Raw genomic sequence first — 18,052 nt, 5'->3', positions numbered from 1 at the left:
CGCGGCATTCAGGAAACCCTCGCCTGGTACAACCAGCAAGAAGAGTGGGTGGCCAGTGTGCAAAGCGGGGCGTACCTGGCCTTCATGCAGCAGTGGTACGGGAACAGAACATAACCGAACTCCGGCGTTTCCCCAATCCGACAAAACAGCCGGTAAAGAGTTCTCGGGGGAAAACCTTTCTTCAGAAAGGTTTTCCCCCGAACCCCCTTTCCAAAGACTTTTTGTAGCGATTCAAGGTCGCTATCAAATTTTTGGGAGGGGAGAGCGCCTTTCCCGGGAACGGCGCTCTCCCCTTACTGCTTTATTCTGCAATCATTCCAGCCCCATGCCAGGATGGTGCACGGGGGTGTCCATGTCCATGGTGTGGCAGGCCTTGCAGTTCCCGCCAGCGCCCAGGGGCCGCGCGGCCTGCTGGTACTGCAGGGGCTGCAGGTTGTCGCGGGTGTCGCCGTAGGGATTTCTGGCCGGGTACACGCCATGCATTGCGCCGTGGCAGCCGGAGCAGAACACGGCGTCCAGCTCGTCCTTGCGGGCCTTGAAGCGTTCGCCAGCGTCCGCGGTCCAGACGCCGAAGGCCTCGGCGTGTTCCGGGTCGCCCAGATCCGTATGACAGGTCTGGCAGGCCGGCATGTTGATCCAGGGCTGCCGTGGGGGGATGTCGTCCCGCGAGGGGACAATCCGGGCCGCCAGCCGATCCAGCCCGGTCACGCCCTGGGCCTGCTCGCGGGCGATGAGGCCGAGGGCATTGTCTTCCATGCTGCCGTGACAGGCGGTGCAGTCCAGGCCGGCATCGTCGTGCGGATCGCGGAAGGCGCGGGTGGCGCCCTTGGGATCCGTGGGGTGGCACATGTTGCAGGCGTCTGCCCCGCGGCCGGCGAGGTACACGGCGTGCAGGCCGTGCATGGCCGCGGACAGGTTGGGGACGGTCTTGCCCGGGGCATCGGCATCCAGGTGGCAGGAGCGGCAGGCAATGCGCTCGCCCCGGCTGCTGCGGCGGACCAGATCCGTACGGTTCATGCGGTCGTGACTCCGCAGGATGTCCTGGGCCGTGGCCTCGGAAAGCCCGGCCACCCCCTGGGACCAGGCCCCGCCGTGGCAGTTCCAGCAGCCGATTTCCGAAGAGACGGGCAACACCACCTTGGTTTCGGCCAGCAGGGTCCCGGCCTCGTCATGCGCCTGGATCAGGGCCACCGGATAGGGTTGGAATGCCTTGGCAGACGTGTAGGGCGAGACGGGCAGGCCCTCGGCGCGGAAGGCCCGGCCGTCCAGGGTCATGGGGCCGCCGACCTCGGGACGGTCTTCCAGACGCCACGTCAGCGCCACCTGCTCCGTCACCAGGGAGGGCGAGGCGTCGCGCCGGAGAAGCTGGGCGGTCAGCCCCTGGGCCGGGTGGCCGAAGTCGATGGACGCCGAATCGAACAACATCTGCACGCCATGATCCGCCGCGGCGGTGAGCATGAATTCTGCGTCCTCGGCAAAGGCGGGCACGGGCTCGTCCGTCTGGACGATGTCCACGGCGGCCGGGGGCGGCGTCTTGTGCAGTCCCACGGTCAGCCAGGCGGCCAGGGCGCTTTTTTCGGCCGCAGTGCCAAAGAAGGGCGGCATGTACGTGCTCACCTTGCCCAGGCCCGTCAGCAGGGCTTCCATGCCGGCCGTGCTGTACCGGGCGGAACGGGGCAGGATGTCCAGCATGGGACCGCCCTGGCTGTGACAACTGGCGCACTGCAGGAAAAAGAGCTCGCGGCCGGCTTCCAGACGGTTTTCCGGGGTCACGGTCTTGTGCTTCACCCAACGCGCCTGGGAGAGGATGCCGGTTTCGTTCAGCTTCTCGGCATCGGCCACCAGGATGCCGTTGGAGTAGATATAGCCGGTAATCAGATACGGCCGCCGCGCCGCCTCGCGCATGTACTCATACGAGCCGAGAAACAGGAACGAGGCCGCCAGCGTGACCATGGCCACGGCCCGGGCGGCCCGGCGGGGCAGCCTGGCCGTCAGCAGCGCACCGCCGGCCAGCACGGCCGGGCCGGCCCACCAGAACACGCGCATCCCGGCCGCCATCTCCGGCGAACGGCCCAGGGCCAGCAGCTGCTGTTCCGGACTCAGCACCGCAATATGCCACCAGCCCGCAGCCACAATCACGGGCAGGGGCAGTATCGTCCACAAGGAGCAGAACCGCGTCAGGCGTTTGCGTTCGCCCTCGTCGGGCACGTCCTTGCCGAATCCCTGCACGGTCATCAGGCCGAACACGCCCGCGATGGATGCCGCAATGGCGCTGCGGAACAGCAGGCCGGGGAAGTAGGTGGGATTGAAGAACCCGTCCCAAAAGCTGCGGGTCTCCAGCCACTCGCCCGGGGTGAGCATGAGGGAGATCAGGCCCTGCACCACGGCCAGCGAGCCGAAGGCAAACACAAAGTACAGCCAGGCCAGAATCAGCCGCCGTGTGGAGCGCATGCCCTCAAAGGATCGCATGTACGCCAGCAGCGCGACGATTTCCGCCAGGAAGAACGTCCATTCCGTGGCCCAGCCGAGCACAAAGCCGTGAATCAGGGCCGAGGTGGCCCCCGGCGCGGTGATGGAGATGGTAAACCAGATGCCCACCCCGGTCAGGCCGCCCACCACCATCGTCAGATGCAGGAAAAATTTGGCGTAGTGGCGCAGATAGTCCTTGTGGGACACCAGCCCGTGCCGCTGCACCCTGGTTTCCATAATGGCGATGAACAACCCGCCGCCCACGGCGAAATGCGCAATGAAGACGTGAATTGTCGCCACCAGGGCGATGAGCAGGCCGCCGCCCCAGGCGGTCCAGTGCAGGAAGGGATATTCCATGGCCTAGGCCCTCCCTTTTTTGTCTACCATGGGATGGCGCGCGGCCCAGATCACCACGATCAGGCTCAACGCCACACAGGAAAGAAACATGACCACCGTACTAGGTTCCGGACGCAAGGGCAGGGTGGCGGGATCGAAATAGGGCTGCAGATAGAGCTGACGCAGCACCCCGCGCAGGGCGGTCATGATCCCCACCGTCGCCACCGCCGCGGCGGCCGTGGCCATGAGCCGGCCCTTGAAGGCCAGCAGCACCGCGGCCAGCGCGCCGGCCATGCCGGCAAGCAGCAGGCCCGTGGCCAGGGCATCGCCGCCCATGAAGGCCAGCAGCAGCGGCCGGGGCAGGGCCATCAGCCACCAGACCCCCCAGGCGAACTGCGCCACCGTGGCCCAGGCAAACCACTGCAGGCCTTCTGCCGTCAGGTGCGCGCCGTGTGGATCGTGGTGTTTTGTGCGCCGGTGGCCGATCATGGCCAGCGTCAATCCGCCGATGGCCGCCGCCGCAGTGACAAAGTGCAGCCAGCGCGGCCACAGGGTTGGATCTCCCCAGGGCAGCAGCCGGCCGTCGGGCTGGTCGAAGTAGCCGGACCAGAGATCCGGCCGCACCAGCAGCAGGGCGTTTTGCGTCTGGGCCAGGGACACGGCCAGCAGCAGCAGGCACATGAGCGCCCACACCACCGTGCCGGTATCCTGCCCTTTGTGCAGGGCGTATTTCTGGCGGTAGGCCAGGGCATAGGCCGCCATCACCACCAGGGAGATGCCGAACCACCAGACGGCCATCAGGGTGTTGGAAACATACAGAAACTGCCCGTAGAGCACCTGCACGAACAGCAGGGGCGCCACGCCGATGTTCACCGTCAGCGCCGTGAGGCCCGGCACCATGCCCGCCTGCTGCCCCAGGGCCTTGGCCCGAGGGCTGGACCGCTTGAGCGAACGCACCAGGCCGACCATGCACAGGCCGAGCATGGCATTCATCAGCAACAGATGCACCGCAAAGGTGGCATCGAGCAGGATCCGGAAAAACCACGGCGCAGCGGGAATGGTATCCGCCGCAGGAATGAGCGCGCTTGCGTCCATGGGATTCTCACTGTTGGGTGTTGTGCCAGGAACAGGCGTGCAGCCATGACAGTCCGTATGGATGGCAGATATCGATACCTTGTGCAACCCATTGTCGAGGGATACGCGTCTTGTGGCGATTGAAACTCTGTCGGGAACCCTGTAGCATGCACGCCGCGGCATCATGCGCCGCAGGGCCGCCAGACGACTGCACGGCCGCCCTTGCCGTTCCGCAACCTCCCGCCACGCTGGACGCTGTGCACCATGCCCGATGGAATACTGATTCTGCGTTTTGAGCACGGGACGCCGCACCAGGAATGCTGGACTGACGGCGCATTCGTGACGGCGCAGGACGCCGCTTCCCCTGCTGCTGTCCACAGGCGGCGCATCGCCTGCCTGCCGGATACCCTGCTGGCCGTGCAACGCGCAGAGGTGGGCCAGGCCCGCAGTCATCGCCAGCGGCTGCAGGTGGCGCAGTTGCAGTTGCACAATCTTTTTCCGGATCTCCCCGGCGGACACCGCGAGCTGCTGCCCGCGCCAGGGCAGGAGGTGCTGCTTGTCTTCCTGCATCCGGAGGGCAACGCCTTTCTGCAGACCCATGCCGCCCTGCTGGACACCGCCCAGGTGTGGACCACCAGCTGCCTGCTTGGTTTTGCCGCGGGACGCGCCGCAGGCCTGACGCATTTCTGCTGGCCCGGGGACGACGGGCACTGGCTGGTGGCCTCCCCTCAGGCCGTCACCGTGGCGGCCGGCGGCGAGGCCGAAGCCCGAGCGCGCATGCGGCTGCTGGGCACGGAAGAGGAGTTCGTGATCCTGGGCTGGCCGGATGTCATGGCCGCCCTGGAGGCGGATCCGCCCCGGTTTCCCCTGCCGGATCTGGCCCTGCGCCGGGACCGCAGCGCCGCCAGCGCGCCTTGGAAGCCCGCCGTCGCCCTGGCCCTGGCCGTGTCCCTGGCGGGGCTGCTGCTGCTGGCCGCCGGGCTGTACCGCTGGCGCGCCGCAGAGGTCCGCCGCACGGCCTGGGAGGCCGCCACACAGCGCATCTATGCCGCCGTGCTGCCGTCGGCCGAGGCCTTGCAGGCTGAGGGCCTGCCGGCCGGCCTTGCCCCCCATGCCGCCCTGGAACGGCTGGTGGAGACGCGCCGGGGAACGGACGTGGACGCCATCGACCTGCTGCGCCTGCTGGACCAGCTCAGCCAGTACGCCCCGGAAGATCCCGCAGCCATGCAGCTGTTCCGGTTCCACTATGCCGGGGGCGCCGGCAGCATGACCCTGAAAGTGCAGCAGCTCAACACCGTGCATGCCATGCTGGAAACCATCAAACAGCAGCATGCCCATGTTGATCTGAAAATAGAACACGTCGAAAAGCGGCCGGCGGACATGCTCGTGTCCATCAGCCTGCGCACGGAATCATGATGCGCCATCTGCCCGCCCTCCTCCATTCCCGCTGGGAACAGACCCTGCCGCCACAGCGCCGCCGGCTGCTGCATGGCGGACTGGCGCTGGTCTGCGCCGGCTGGCTGGGCCTGCTGCTGCTGGCGTCACATCTTGCCACGGGCAGCGAAGGCGGACTGGCTGCCGCCATGCGCCGCTACGGCGATGCGCAGGATTTGGCCCGCGAATACCTGACCACCAGCGCCACCACCTCGCCCCTGGCCACCCTGCCGCCCCTGCAGGCCGTGCAGCAGACGGCGGCGAAACTGGGCATTGAATCCCGGCTCCTGAGCATGCGGCCCGGCCAGCACAACGATGCCGAAAGCGTGGAACTGACCTTTGCCCGGCTGGACCTGCACAGCCTCACGACCCTGTTGCAGCACCTCCAGGATGCCGGCCTGCAAATCGCCTCCTGCACCCTGGAGCGTCCCGAGTACGGGGAGGATCTTGCCACCCTGCAACTGGTGCTGGTGCGATGATGGCCGCGCGCGTGTCCTTCGCCCTGCCGCCAGGGGTGGCCGGCCGGCTGCTCCAGCCCTTGCGCCCGGTGCTGGATCCGGTGCTGGACCGGGTGCCGGGGCAGCGGCTGGCCCGTCTGGCCCGTCTGGCCCGTCTGGCCCGTCTGGCCCGTCTGGCGTGTCTGGCCTGTCTGGTCTGTCTGGCCCTGCTGCCGCTCGGGTGCGCTGTCTGGATGGTCCAGGCCATGCTGCGGGCCTCGGCTGCGCCGTATCCGCCGCCCGCCGCCGCCCTGGAGCGGGTGGAGCAGTCCGCCCCGTCCGTGGAACGCATCCTGGCCCGCAACCTCATGGGCCTGCACCTGCAGCCCGTCCAGGAAGCCCAGGCCATGGCGGAAGAGGATCTGCTTTCCATTGAGGGCCTGAATATTGGTCTCCTCCCGGACGAGGACGGCCTGATCGGCCAGCCCGCAGCCGAGGCCCCGCCCTCGCAGGCAGGCCAGCCCGCGCCCCCGCCGGACGCGCCGTGGACCGTCACCGGCGTGGTGCAGGGCGAGGTGCAGAGCGTCTTCGTGACCACCGCCAACGCCACGCGGGTGGTATTCCTGGGAGACGAGCTCGACGGCTGGCGGCTGACCGCGGTGCAGGGCAACCGCACCGTCTGGATGCGGCAGCAGGACACCCGGGAGCTGGAGCTGCAGCGAAATCTGTCCCAGGGCGACGCCAGCGCTCCCGCACTGCCGCAACCGCTGCCCACCCTGCAGCGCGTGCAGGCGCACGGCGGCCGTGGCGGGGGTGGCGGGCAGGCGGCGTCGGCCACGCCTTCCACGCATACCCCTTCGCCCCTGCCCGGGCCGGGGGTGGGCGCGGGGATAGGGGAAGGCCGAGAGCAGGGCCGGCCCGCTCCCTCCAGAACCCCGCCGGCCCGCTCCCTCCAGAACCCCGCCGGGCCGGGGTAATCGCCATTGCCCTGCCCCCTGTCCCAGGATACAGCACCACTCCATGTCACCTTCTCCCCATGCCATCCGCGAGCAAACCCCCTGGAAGTTCCGCGCCAAGGCCCTGTTCTCACCAACCGTCCTGGTGCGGGGCGATGCCTATTTCCGGCAGCGCCGCGTCCACCTGCAGGAAGCCACGCCCCGGGAGATCCGCGCCGTGGTGCTGGGTACGGAAGCCTGGCGCTGCCGCGTCCTGGAGCTTAACGGGCGCGTGCACCTGGAGTGCAACTGCCCGCATTTTCGCGGCGGGAACGCCTGCAAGCACCTCTGGGCGTCCATCCTGGCGGCCGACAAGGCCATGGAAATGGATGTCGTCAATTCGCTGAACCCGCTGACCGCGCCCAAGCCGCCCCCCGCGACTGCCCCTGCAGCCAGGCCCACGCCTACGCCCACGGCCAAGCCCCAGGCCCCGCCCGTCTCCTGGCGAGCACTCCTGCTCGATGCAGACGCCGCCCCCCGCGAGCCCCTCCCGGCCGACCGCTGGGACGGCGCGCCCGGGCACTATCTGCTGCGCTACGAACTGGACCTTCGCCCCGGCGCGGTGACGCTGACCGTCATCCGGCAGAACGTACTCAAGTCCGGCGAACCGGGCAGGCAGCAGACGGCCGCGCCCCTGCATCTCATTGAGGAACCGGACCTGCCGGCACAGCATCGCGCCATCCTGGAACTGCTTCTGGTGGATCGCCTGCTCATGCGGACCAGTCCGGCCGCCGCCTTCGAGCGCTGCCCCCTGTCGCCCTCGCGGCTGCCGCGGCTGCTGCCCCTGCTGGCGGATATGGGCCGCTGCCGGGTGCGCAATAATGGCATCGGCGTTGCCGATCCCCTGCGCCGGGGCGAGCCCTTCGAGGCGGCATTGGTCTATGAGATCGATCCCCCGTCCCTGGAAAAGCGGCGGCTGGAACTGGTCTATCTCCCGCACCTGCGGCTGGGGGACCGGCAGATCCTCCTTGCCGAGGCGCAGATCTTTTTCTCCGGCACGCCGCTGCATTGTCTGGTGGATGGCGCATTGCACGCCCTGCCGGACCTCTCCCCGGAACGGCTGCAGGCCCTGCGCCGGGCCAGGTGGCGCATCCACGTTCCCAAGCAGGAGGTGCGGGCGCTCTTTCAGACCCCCGAGGGCGCGCGCCTGCCCCTGCCGGAGTCCCTGGCCCCGCGAACGCTGCCGGTCGCGCCGCCTGCGCCGTGTCTGGAACTGGATCTCGTGGACGGCTGCCCCACCGCGGCCCGGCTGTGGCTGGCCTATGGCGATCTGGAAATTGCCTGCGATGATCCGCGGCCGGCCTTCCTGGATGCCGACGCCTGGACCCGGCAGGAACGCCATCGTGAGGTCGAGCAGCAATTCCTGGATCGCCTGGAGGCCCTGGGCCTGCCGGCCGAAGCCGGGGGCGTTTCCGTGTCCGAAAGCTCCCTGTGGGCCCTGCTGGAACGGCTGGAGCCCCTGCGCGGCGAGGGCTGGACCCTGCGCACCCGGGACAAGAGCCCTCTGACGGTCGGGGTGCTCGGCCCCCTGCGGCTGGAGGCGGGCGGCTCCGGGCAGGACTGGTTTGAGCTGGAGGGCGGGCTTGTCTTCGGGGATGCCATCGTGCCCCTGCCCGCGGCGGTGCGGGCCTTTTTGCGCGGCGAACGCGTGGTGACGTTGGAGAATGGCGGCCTTGGCGTGCTGCCGGAAGCCTGGCTGCAGCGTCACGCCCAGGCCCTGGCCTTCAGCCTGCCGCTTCAGGATTCCGAAGGATCCGAAGGCAAGGGGAAAAAGGGACGCAAGGACGCCCTGCGTTTGCACGCCGCCCAGCTCCTGGCCCTGGATGAGGTGCTGGATCAGGCCGACGGCCTGGCCATGGACCGCACCAGCGCCGAATGGCGGCGCAAGGTGCAGGCGTTTGCCGGCGTGGCCCCGCCGGAGCCGCCGGCCTCCTTCCACGGGCAGTTGCGGCCGTATCAGCAGGAGACCCTGGGCTGGCTGGATTTTCTGGGGGCGTTCGGCTTTGGCGGCATCCTGGCGGACGACATGGGCCTTGGCAAGACCATCCAGGCCCTGGCCTGGCTGGCCCTGGAGCGCGAACGCCGGCAGGCTGATCCCGCCCACCGTGGCGGCCCGTCCCTGGTGGTGGTGCCCACCTCTCTGCTGGGCACCTGGCAGCACGAGGCCGCGCGGTTCTGCCCGTCCCTGCGGGTCTGCGTCTATGCCGGGTTGAGCCGCGCCGCCCGGACCGAACTGGCCGCGAACTTCGGGGAACAGGATCTCGTCCTTGTCACCTACGGCCTGTTGCGCCGCGACCTGGAGCCCCTGCGCCGCGTGCGCTGGCAGTGCCTGATCCTGGACGAGAGCCAGGCCGTCAAGAATCCCGATTCCCAGACCGCCAAGGCCGCCCGCGCCCTGCAGGCCGAGCGCCGCCTGTGCATGACCGGCACGCCCCTGGAAAATCGTCTGGATGAGTTGTGGTCACAAATGCACCTATGCACACCCGGCGTCCTGGGCTCCCGGGCCGGATTCGAGGCGCGCTTTGCCCGGCCCATGTCCCAGCCGGGCGCCGAGGAGGCCGCCCAGGCCCGCGCCCTGCTGCAACGGCTGCTCAAGCCCTTCATCCTGCGCCGCACCAAGGAGGCCGTGGCCCCGGAGCTGCCGGAAAAGCAGGAAGCCGTGCTCCGGTGCGACATGCCCGCGGCCCAGGCGAAAGTATATGCCCGGCTGCGGGAGCATTACCGCGGGGAGATCCTGGCCGCCGTGGACACCCAGGGCATGGACAAAAGCCGGTTCGCGGTGCTGGAAGGCCTGCTGCGACTGCGGCAGGCGGCCTGTCATCCGGCGTTGGTGGGGGACGCAGGCGCGGCCTCGGGCAAGCTGGAAATGCTCTCCCGCGTGGTGCGCGAGGTGGTGGCCGAGGGGCACAAGGCCCTGATCTTCTCCCAGTTCACCAGCTTTCTGGCCCTCATCCGCAAGCAGTTGGACGCCGACGGCATCGCCCATGCATACCTGGACGGCAGCACCCCGGCCCAGACCCGGGCCGCCCGGGTGGCCGCCTTTCAGGATCCGGCCGGGCCGCCGGTGTTCTGCATCAGCCTCAAGGCCGGCGGCGTGGGGCTGACGCTCACCGCGGCGGATTACGTCTTTCTGATGGACCCGTGGTGGAACCCGGCCGTGGAGGCCCAGGCCATGGACCGCGCCCACCGCATCGGGCAGACGAAAAAGGTCTTTGCCTATCGGCTGGTCAGCGAGGGCACCATTGATGAAAAAGTCCTGGCCCTGCAGGACCAAAAGCGCGACCTGGCCGCCATCCTGGACGAAGGCGCCACGTCCGTGCTGTCATCCCTGAGCCGGGAGGATCTGGAAGTGCTGCTGGGGTAAAACATTTCCCTACTCGTATGAATAAGGATCATATCATGTCTCAATTTCTGGACACGATCTTCGCAACAAAGCATTACCTGCTGGGATGTTTCATCTGGTTTTTTCTTCGGTTTGGCATTGGCATGCTCTCAGGGTATCCCTTTTGGAGAAGTATTTTCGGCCTTGGGCTTTTCGTCCCCCTCGCCATCGGCGTCCTTTACAAGATGTGGCTGGCAAGGAAGGCAATGGCCGCATTGCATATTCTGTACACCGTGTTTGGTCTTTTCACATTGAGCGCGTTGGTTTATCACGGCGGCGGAGTGGATTGCTTCGGCTATGAACTCAGCACAGTACCCGCGGCCATCTTGTCGATACTTATCAATGGCTATCTCTTCCTCGGCGCCATTCGCCTGTGGCGGGTCAAGTGATGGTATCCGTGAACAGCTTCTCGTGGGGCGCCGTTATCCAAAAATTTCTTGCAACATCCCATCAACATTTGTGAAGGGGAGCGCGCGAGCGGGGAAACTTTTTTCAACAAGCCTCCCCGCCCGCCCGGTTCTTTTCACACGTATTTTCCCTACCGCACCCGTGCCGCCAGTCGCCGGGCCAGGCCGACAACCCCGGCCAGGCCGTGCCGGCGGCGGATCTCCCGGAGCCGTTGCAGGCCGTATTGCAGCCGCCGGCTGTATACGCGGTCCAGGGCGGACGGTGTCTGGCCCTGCAGGATTTTGCGCTCCTCCCGCGTGGCCGGCACCCGGGCCCAGTCGCAGCAGCAGCAGGCCGGGTGGGCGTGCATGCGGCGGATGATCTCGGGCAGTTCCAGATCCAGATACCGCCCCAGCCGATAGGGGGCCATGCTGGGCTTGACGCAGCACAGGTGCACCATGCCCCAGGCGTCCACCACGGCCACGTGACGCACGGCCGCGCAGACCTGGCCCGGATCCGGCCGGCAGGCGGCTGGTTCGACAGGGGCAGCGGGCGCGACGGGCGAGGCAGCGTCCGGAAGCTCATCCAAATCGCGCGCATCCTGCTCCACGGCCAGGGGATCGCCGAAGGCGTCCAGCAACTCGAACGCAAAGCCCCAGTCCCTGGCCATGCGGCGAGCCTGATCCACCTCTCCGGAATTATAGGGAAAATGAAGATAGCGCAGCAGGATCGTCGTCTGCACGCGCCCGGCGCGTCTGGCCTGGGCAATGCGTTCCAGATGGCCGAAGACCGTTTCCAGCCGGCTGCCGCGGTGGTTGATGCCGTGCATGGCCTGGGTCACGCCGGAGATGGACACGATGAGGCAGTCCAGGCCGGCTTCCAGGGTGGGCAGCAGGGAATCCATGCGCTTGAGGGAAAGATTGGTGGAGATCTCCGCCCGCAGGCCAGCGTCCTTGACCGCGCGCACCATCCGGGCGATGTCCGGATGCAGGAAGGGTTCGCCCCAGTTGTACAGCTTGATTTCGCGCATGCCGTCGGCCGTGGCCCTGGCCAGGATGGCGCGGAACTCCTCGTACGGCATGGTGTGGCGGGTGTTCTTCATGGCACGCCGGCCGCGCGGGCAGGCCGCGCAGGTGAGGTTGCAGGCGTCCACCACATCCAGGACAAGAATTTGGATCATGCAAGGCTCCGACGTTCGCAGAAGGGGAAAAGTGCCGCGCAATCTGCGAGCATAGCCGCTCTGCCGTCGCCAGTCCAGTCTGGGCCAGTCTGGGCCAGTCTGGGCCAGTCTGCCGCAGCCTGCGGTTGCCAGTGGCGCGGGCCTTGGGTATGTTCCGTTCTTTCGCCATCCTGCGGCCTGAGGATTTCATGACTGCGTCCCCTTCCGCGCGCCGCGCGCGTGTGCTGCTGTACAACCCCATGTCCGGGCACGGGCACATGGATTCCTGGCTGCCGCTGTTCGCCCGGGTGCTGCTGGCCCTGGGCCATGACGTGCAGGTGCTCACGCCAGGACCGGACGCCTTTGCGGCGCGCATGGGCGCGGGCCGCACGGGCCTCGCGGACATGTCGCATCCGGCCCTGGAGATGCTGCCCTGGTCCACCGGATCAGGCGGCTCGGGCGGCCAGGACTCCCTTGCCGCCTGGGCCGATCGCTGGGCCGACCGGATCTGCTTTGCCGCCGATCGCTATGCCCGTCGGACGCCGGAGAGCCTCCCCGCCGCGGGCATGCCCTGGTCCAGGCGTCTGAAAAAGCGGCTGCTGCACCGGCTGCTGCCGCCCCTGCATGGCCTGCTGGCCGGCTGCCGGGACGTGCGCAACCGTCAGGACGACACCAACGCCTGGTTCATCGATCCGGACACCATGGCCAGACACCTGGCCGCGGCCGTGGCCCGGGCCTCCCGACCGCCGGATCTCGTCTTCAATCTGCTGTTGGACAAATACCGCCTGGCCCCGCGCCGCTGGCAGGCCGCTGCCGCGCGCATGCCCCTGCCCTGGGCCGGGATCCGCTTTTCGCCCCTGCCGCCGCAGACCCCCGAGGCCTATTATGCCCTGGAGTCCCTGCGCGGCATCTGCCTGCTGGACGAGCAGCGCTTCAAGGAATACGCCGCCGCCATGCCGGGAAAAACCTTCGCCCTGCTGCCGGATGTCACCTTTGCCGGGCTGCCGGAGACGCCCTCGGCGCTGGTGCAGGAGATCCGCCGCCGCGCCCGGGGCCGGCGCATTGTCTTTCTGGGCGGCGCCATCCGCGGGCAGAAGAACCCGGCGCGCTGGGCCGGGCTGGTCCGCCGGGCCGATCCTTCCCGCTGGTTCTTCGTCATGGTCGGGGAGATCTGCCGCAGCGCCCTGACCGCCGAGGACGCCCAGGCCCTGGATGCCCTGCTGGCCGATCCGCCGGAACATTTTCTGGCCCAGTGCGGCTATGTGGAGGACGAACGGGAGTTCAACGCCCTGATTGCCCTGGCGGACGTCCTCTTTGCGGTGTACCGGCAGTTCCCGTACAGCAGCAACATGCTTGGCAAGGCGGCGTTCTTCGAAAAACCCCTGCTGGCGGCGCAGGGGTATCTGGTGGGATCCCGCGTGGAGCGCGACGGCATCGGCCGCACCGTGCCCGAGGACGACGAGGCCGCCATGCTGGCCGCCCTGGAGGATCTGGCCGCCCATCCCGTGCCGGCGGCGCGGTTTGCCGCCTGCCGGGAGGCCCTGTCCGAAGCGCAGCTGGGGCAGGTGCTGGAACGGTTTGTGGCGGACTGCCTGGGGCATGGTGCCGGATGAAAAGAACGCCCGGGAGAACACCTTTCTGGAGAAAGGTTCTTCCACCCTTCAAGAGCCGGCCCCCTTTCCAAAGANAACCTTTTGCAAAAAGGTTTCCCCCTCTCGCACGGATCTTGTTTCAACAATCCAATGCGCTCGCCGTGGTCGAGGAACACATGCCCCCTGCCCTGCATTGCATCATCGTCCATTATGGTTCCCTGGATCTGACGCGGGAATGCGTCCGGTCCCTGGCCCAGGCGACTGGGGCGACCGGGGAGACGGGCGCGACGGGGGGCGGGCTGGATCTCGTGCGGCCGGTGGTGGTCTGCAACAGCACGCCGGACGAGGCCCGGACCCTGGCCGGCCTGCTGGGGGCGGATCTCCCCGGCGTCCGCGTGGGCTGTTGGGATGATCCCGCCCGGTCCAGTCTGGACGATGCCCCGGCCGCCGTGGTGGTGCTGTGCACCGGCGGCAATCCCGGCTTTGCCGCGGCCTGCAACGTGGGCCTGGCCGAGGCCGCCCGCACCGGCGCGCCCTTTGCCTGGCTGCTGAACAACGACGCCACCGCCGAGCCCGAGGCCCCGGCCCGGTTGCTGGCCTGGCTGCAGACGCATCCCCGGGCGCTGGCCGGTACGGCGGTGGTCCGTCAGGACGATCCCGCCCGGCTGGAAATGGTCCTGGGGTGTCGGTACAATCGCTGGACCACCAAACTGCATCCCGTGCTGCCGGATGCGCTCCTGGCCGGGGTGCCGGCAGATTTTCGGCCGCAGGTGGAGTACGTCTACGGGGCGAGCATGGCCTTCTCCATGGAACTCTACAAGGAGATCGGCGGATTGGACGAGCAATTCTTCCTGTACTACGAGGAACACGACTACTGCCTGCGCGCCCGGCAGCACGGCTGGAGCCTGGAGTGGGCGCGCGAAGTCGTGGTCCGGCATCGCGGCGGGGCCAGTGCCGGGTTGCGCCAGCCGCGATCCGTGGCGCGGGAGCGGTCGCATTATCATGAGAACCGGTCCACGCTGCTCTTCACCCGCAAGCAGTATCCCTGGGCGCTGCCCGTGGCCCTGGCCGTGCGGCTGGCGGCCAAGCACGTCTTTTTGCCCCTGCGCGGGGAAGCCTGGCTGCTGCCGTCCCTGTGGGCGGCGGTGCGCGACGTGCTGTGTTCCCGCGCCCCACACCCAGGAGGGCCGACGTCATGACGGCGCGATTCCACAAGCTGCGCCACGGCGTGCGCGCCTTTGGCCTGCCGGCCGTGCTGCGCAGTCTGACGCAGTACGCCCGCCGCACCCGGCTGCGGCCGCAGCCCGTGGAGCCGGTGGCGCACGAGCCCCAGGGGCCGGCCCTGCAGGATCACCCGGCCGTGAAGGCCATTGCCTACTACCTGCCCCAGTTCCATCCCATCCCCGAAAATGATGCCTGGTGGGGCGAAGGCTTCACCGAGTGGACCAACGTCTACCGGGCGCGGCCCCTGTTCCCCGGGCATGTGCAGCCGGATTTTCCCGGCGAACTCGGGGAATACGACCTGCGCGACCCCGATGTCATGCGCCGGCAGATCGCCCTGGCCAGACACCACGGCCTGCACGGCTTCTGCTTTCATTACTACTGGTTCTGCGGCAAGCGCCTGCTGGAACATCCCCTGGAGCAACTGCTTGCGGATCCCTCCCTGGACGTGCCCTTCTGCCTCAACTGGGCCAACGAAAGCTGGTCCCGACGCTGGGACGGCAGCTCCGAAGTGCTCATGCCGCAGGCGCATTCCCCGGAGGACGACGCCGCGGTGATGCGCGATTTGCTGCGCTATTTCAACGATCCACGCTATATCCGCATCGACGGCCGGCCCCTGTTTCTGCTGTACCGCCCGGCCCTGCTGCCGGATGTCCGGGCCACCCTGGACCGCTGGCGCGCCGTGTGTGCGGCCGAAGGGGCGGCGGCGCCGTTTTTCGTCATGGTCCAGAGCTTCGGCATGCACGACCCCAGGCCCTACGGGTTCGATGCCGCCGCGCAGTTTCCGCCGCACCTGGGGCACACGCCCTTTGGCTATGCCCGCACCCGGCCCGTGGGCCTGACGCCGGAATTTTCCGGCCGGGTCTTCCCGTATGCAGAGCTGGCCCGCGTGACCCTGGCCGGCCTGGACGCGCCGTATCCCACCTTTCCCTGCGTCTGCCCCGGCTGGGACAACACCCCCCGGCGCGGCACGGCGGCCACGGTGTTTTTGAACGCCACGCCCCGCCGCTATACCGACTGGCTGACCGCAGCCTGCGGCCACGCCATGCAGGCCTTTGACGAGACGCGGCGCTTCGTGTTCATCAACGCCTGGAACGAATGGGCCGAGGGCGCGCACCTGGAACCGAATCTGGCCCATGGACACGCGTTTTTGAACGCTACCACCCGCGTGCTTGCCCGCAGGCCGGCCGGGGTGACAGGCACTGCCTGATACGCCGAATACGTGACTGCATCCGAATCAGAACATTTCGAGAATCACTTGTCTCGGGGCGCGGTCCCTACATGACAAGACGTCTACTGTTGCAATTCTTGCATATAGAACAATTGACACATACTGGAAACCTGCAGCACACACTGTTTTCCCCAGTGTGCGACGCCCGACCGGCCAGGGATCTACTTTTCCTGCACCCTGCACCCCGCACCACTGCAGTGCGAAAGAGGTGGCCTTTCGGGCTGCGAACTGATACACGACTCCTCGCGCTCGGCTTTTTCGCGCCCGACATTTTTGCACTCGGTCCCATGCAACGAGGCCGTACCATCTCCCTCGCCGGGTGCGCCAAGGCTGTTCATACTGCCGGCGGGCAAGCATTTCCCTCTGTTCGCGCGGGCCACCCGCGCAAGGGGCACGGAACGCCCCTTTGAAAGGAGATTCGATGAATCCTATAGCGCTGGTCATGTTTGGCCACAGCCATGTCGGCTGCGTACTCAATACATCCAGACAACGGAAAGTGGACGGCTTCACGTGGACCATCATTCCCATCATTGAGGCCAATCGGTGGCAGGTGCAGGCCTCCACCTTCGACGCTGCCCGGAATCTGTACATTGGCAACAGCGTGGTAATGAATTCGCTGCAGGCCCACGGCGCGTTTACCGAAGGCCGACGGGTGGTGGTTTCCTTCTGTGGCGGGAACGTGCACAACTCCCTAGGATTACTGGAACATCAAAGGAAGTTCGATTTCGTTGTCCCCTATGAGCCGGACCTGCCCCTGGACCCTGCTGCCGAATTGATTCCCTATGACATGATGTACGAGCAGTTCAAATTGCGCAATCAAGGCTATCTGGGATTGTTGTCCCATGTTGCCAGGGAAACAAGGCATCCATTCGTCCACATGGAATCGCCTCCTCCAATTCCTGATCATGACTTCATCGTCAGCACCCTTGATCCCACCTTCAAGGAACGGGCGAAAACCACCGGCATTACCAGCGCCATACTTCGATACAAGCTGTGGCGATGCAATTCCCATGTCTACGCCGACCATTGCCGACAGGAAAATATCCGCTTTGTGGAGACCCCTGCGTGCGTCAAGGATGCGCAAGGGTTTCTCCTAAAAGAAGGCTGGAAAAATGCCACGCATGGCAATGAATGGTATGGTGCAAAAATAATGGAACATATTGAAGCGCTGGCAGCTTCTTCTCTCAAAGGTTGAGGATCGTACAATGCATCCCTACAAGAAACAGCCGGACCATGCCTTCTGGGCCAGGGCCGTTGGACGCGTGGCCACAACGGATGTCGATCCCATTGTTCAGCCCGCGTTCCGGATCGACAAACAGACGAAAATCGCGGCGGCGGGCAGTTGTTTTGCCCAGCATCTTGCCAGATATCTCCAGCTTTCTGGCTTCAATTACATGGTCACCGAGACGCCGCATCCGTTGATCGTTGAAGAAATTTCCCGCAAGTTCAACTACGGAAACTTCACGGCACGGTTTGGGAACGTCTACACTGCCAAGCAGTTGTTGCAGCTTTTCTTGCGGGTCTTCAACGAATTTTCGCCTGCGGAAGACGTCTGGCAGGGAAAGAATGGACGCTTCTATGATCCGTTCCGACCCCAGATCCAGCCCAATGGCTATGCCACCCTTCTTGAATATACACGGGACAGGGAACGCCACTTTGCTGCCGTGCGCGAGATGTTCCGCACCGTGGAGGTCTTCATTTTCACCCTGGGCCTTACCGAGGCCTGGATGAGCGCACGCGATGGGGCAGTGTATCCCTTGTGCCCCGGAGTTGCGGCGGGAACATTCGACCCGGCCCTGCATCAGTTCAAAAACTTCCGGCTGGCTGAAGTGGTCCAGGATCTTGGCGCATTTTATGGCCGTCTCAAGGAATTGAACCCCGGAGCGAAAATGCTGCTGACGGTCTCGCCCGTGCCCCTGGTGGCCACGGCAGAGAACCGGCATGTGCTTCAATCGACGGTGTATTCCAAGTCCGTACTGCGGGTTGCCTGCCAGGAATTGCAGGAATCATACGACGACATCCACTATTTTCCATCCTACGAAATCATCTGCGGTCATCACACCAAGGGCATGTTCTTTGAGGATGACAAGCGCAGCGTGGCCGAACGTGGCGTCGATCATGTGATGGGACTCTTCTTCAAGCACTATGCAAATATCCACGTTGATTTCAGCAAGGCTGCACCATCTTCCCCTGTTGTTGCGGCCTGCGATTGCAGCGAATCCGAGCGCCTTGCCCAGGCGTTGTGCGACGAAGAATTGCTCGACAGCTAGAGCACGTTCTTTTTGAAAAGAACTCTCGGGGGAAGAACCTTTCCAAAGAAAGGTTCTTCCCCCGA

The 18,052-nt window shown here is 66.4% G+C and carries 13 protein-coding genes; 10 read left to right on the top strand and 3 right to left on the bottom strand.

The features are described from left to right. Window positions 1-312: 312 nt before the first annotated feature. Together DGI_RS16555 and DGI_RS16550 are read right to left on the bottom strand one after the other, a co-directional pair. Window positions 313-2,826: a cytochrome c family protein gene (locus tag DGI_RS16555; RefSeq protein WP_021758457.1), complete on the bottom strand. Its 2,514-nt coding sequence runs from the start codon at window positions 2,824-2,826 to the stop codon at window positions 313-315. 3 nt (window positions 2,827-2,829) lie between these two features. Then, the gene (locus DGI_RS16550) at window positions 2,830-3,900 is read right to left on the bottom strand and encodes a hypothetical protein (RefSeq protein WP_021758456.1); all 1,071 of its coding nucleotides are present in this window, start codon (window positions 3,898-3,900) and stop codon (window positions 2,830-2,832) included. Window positions 3,901-4,143: 243 nt separating this feature from the next. On the opposite strand from DGI_RS16550, the gene DGI_RS16545 reads away from it, so the two are divergent. From DGI_RS16545 to DGI_RS16525, 5 genes are read left to right on the top strand one after another with little or no spacing between them, the layout of a single operon-like run. Further along, window positions 4,144-5,295 (top strand): hypothetical protein, encoded by a 1,152-nt coding sequence (locus tag DGI_RS16545; RefSeq protein ID WP_021758455.1) that lies wholly within the window; start codon window positions 4,144-4,146, stop codon window positions 5,293-5,295. Further along, window positions 5,292-5,792, top strand: a complete 501-nt coding sequence (gene gspM / locus DGI_RS16540) for a type II secretion system protein GspM (RefSeq protein ID WP_081696945.1) — start codon at window positions 5,292-5,294, stop codon at window positions 5,790-5,792. Before DGI_RS16545 ends, gspM begins: the two co-directional genes overlap by 4 nt. Beyond that, a complete protein-coding gene (locus DGI_RS16535) occupies window positions 5,789-6,727 on the top strand; it encodes a hypothetical protein (RefSeq protein WP_041725705.1) in 939 nt (312 codons plus the stop codon). The genes gspM and DGI_RS16535 overlap by 4 nt, the downstream gene beginning before the upstream one ends. 43 nt (window positions 6,728-6,770) lie before the next feature. Further along, window positions 6,771-10,109 (top strand): DEAD/DEAH box helicase, encoded by a 3,339-nt coding sequence (locus DGI_RS17635; RefSeq protein ID WP_021758450.1) that lies wholly within the window; start codon window positions 6,771-6,773, stop codon window positions 10,107-10,109. Window positions 10,110-10,144: 35 nt separating this feature from the next. After that, window positions 10,145-10,516, top strand: coding sequence for a hypothetical protein (locus tag DGI_RS16525; RefSeq protein ID WP_027193308.1), 372 nt, complete (start codon window positions 10,145-10,147; stop codon window positions 10,514-10,516). 149 nt (window positions 10,517-10,665) lie between these two features. On the opposite strand, the gene DGI_RS16520 is transcribed toward DGI_RS16525, so the two are convergent. After that, entirely contained in the window at window positions 10,666-11,694 is a 1,029-nt protein-coding gene (locus DGI_RS16520) for a radical SAM protein (protein WP_021758448.1), read from the bottom strand. A gap of 188 nt (window positions 11,695-11,882) precedes the next feature. Here DGI_RS16520 and DGI_RS16515 point away from each other — a divergent pair, with 188 nt between their 5' ends. From DGI_RS16515 to DGI_RS16495, 5 genes are all read left to right on the top strand, one after another. After that, a complete protein-coding gene (locus tag DGI_RS16515) occupies window positions 11,883-13,286 on the top strand; it encodes a glycosyltransferase family protein (protein WP_021758447.1) in 1,404 nt (467 codons plus the stop codon). A 155-nt stretch (window positions 13,287-13,441) separates the two neighbouring features. Continuing rightward, entirely contained in the window at window positions 13,442-14,464 is a 1,023-nt protein-coding gene (locus tag DGI_RS16510; protein ID WP_051286655.1) for a glycosyltransferase family 2 protein, read from the top strand. Further along, the gene (locus DGI_RS16505) at window positions 14,461-15,696 is read left to right on the top strand and encodes a glycoside hydrolase family 99-like domain-containing protein (protein WP_021758445.1); all 1,236 of its coding nucleotides are present in this window, start codon (window positions 14,461-14,463) and stop codon (window positions 15,694-15,696) included. Before DGI_RS16510 ends, DGI_RS16505 begins: the two co-directional genes overlap by 4 nt. A 442-nt stretch (window positions 15,697-16,138) precedes the next feature. Beyond that, the gene (locus DGI_RS16500) at window positions 16,139-16,912 is read left to right on the top strand and encodes a hypothetical protein (RefSeq protein WP_021758444.1); all 774 of its coding nucleotides are present in this window, start codon (window positions 16,139-16,141) and stop codon (window positions 16,910-16,912) included. Then, a complete protein-coding gene (locus tag DGI_RS16495) occupies window positions 16,878-17,987 on the top strand; it encodes a GSCFA domain-containing protein (protein ID WP_211226614.1) in 1,110 nt (369 codons plus the stop codon). Before DGI_RS16500 ends, DGI_RS16495 begins: the two co-directional genes overlap by 35 nt. Window positions 17,988-18,052 lie beyond the last annotated feature (65 nt).

This window comes from Megalodesulfovibrio gigas DSM 1382 = ATCC 19364, assembly GCF_000468495.1.
GTDB classification, from domain to species: Bacteria; Desulfobacterota; Desulfovibrionia; order Desulfovibrionales; family Desulfovibrionaceae; genus Megalodesulfovibrio; species Megalodesulfovibrio gigas.
The sequence above is the reverse complement of the archived record's forward strand: the minus strand, read 5'-3'. Positions and strand labels throughout refer to the sequence as shown.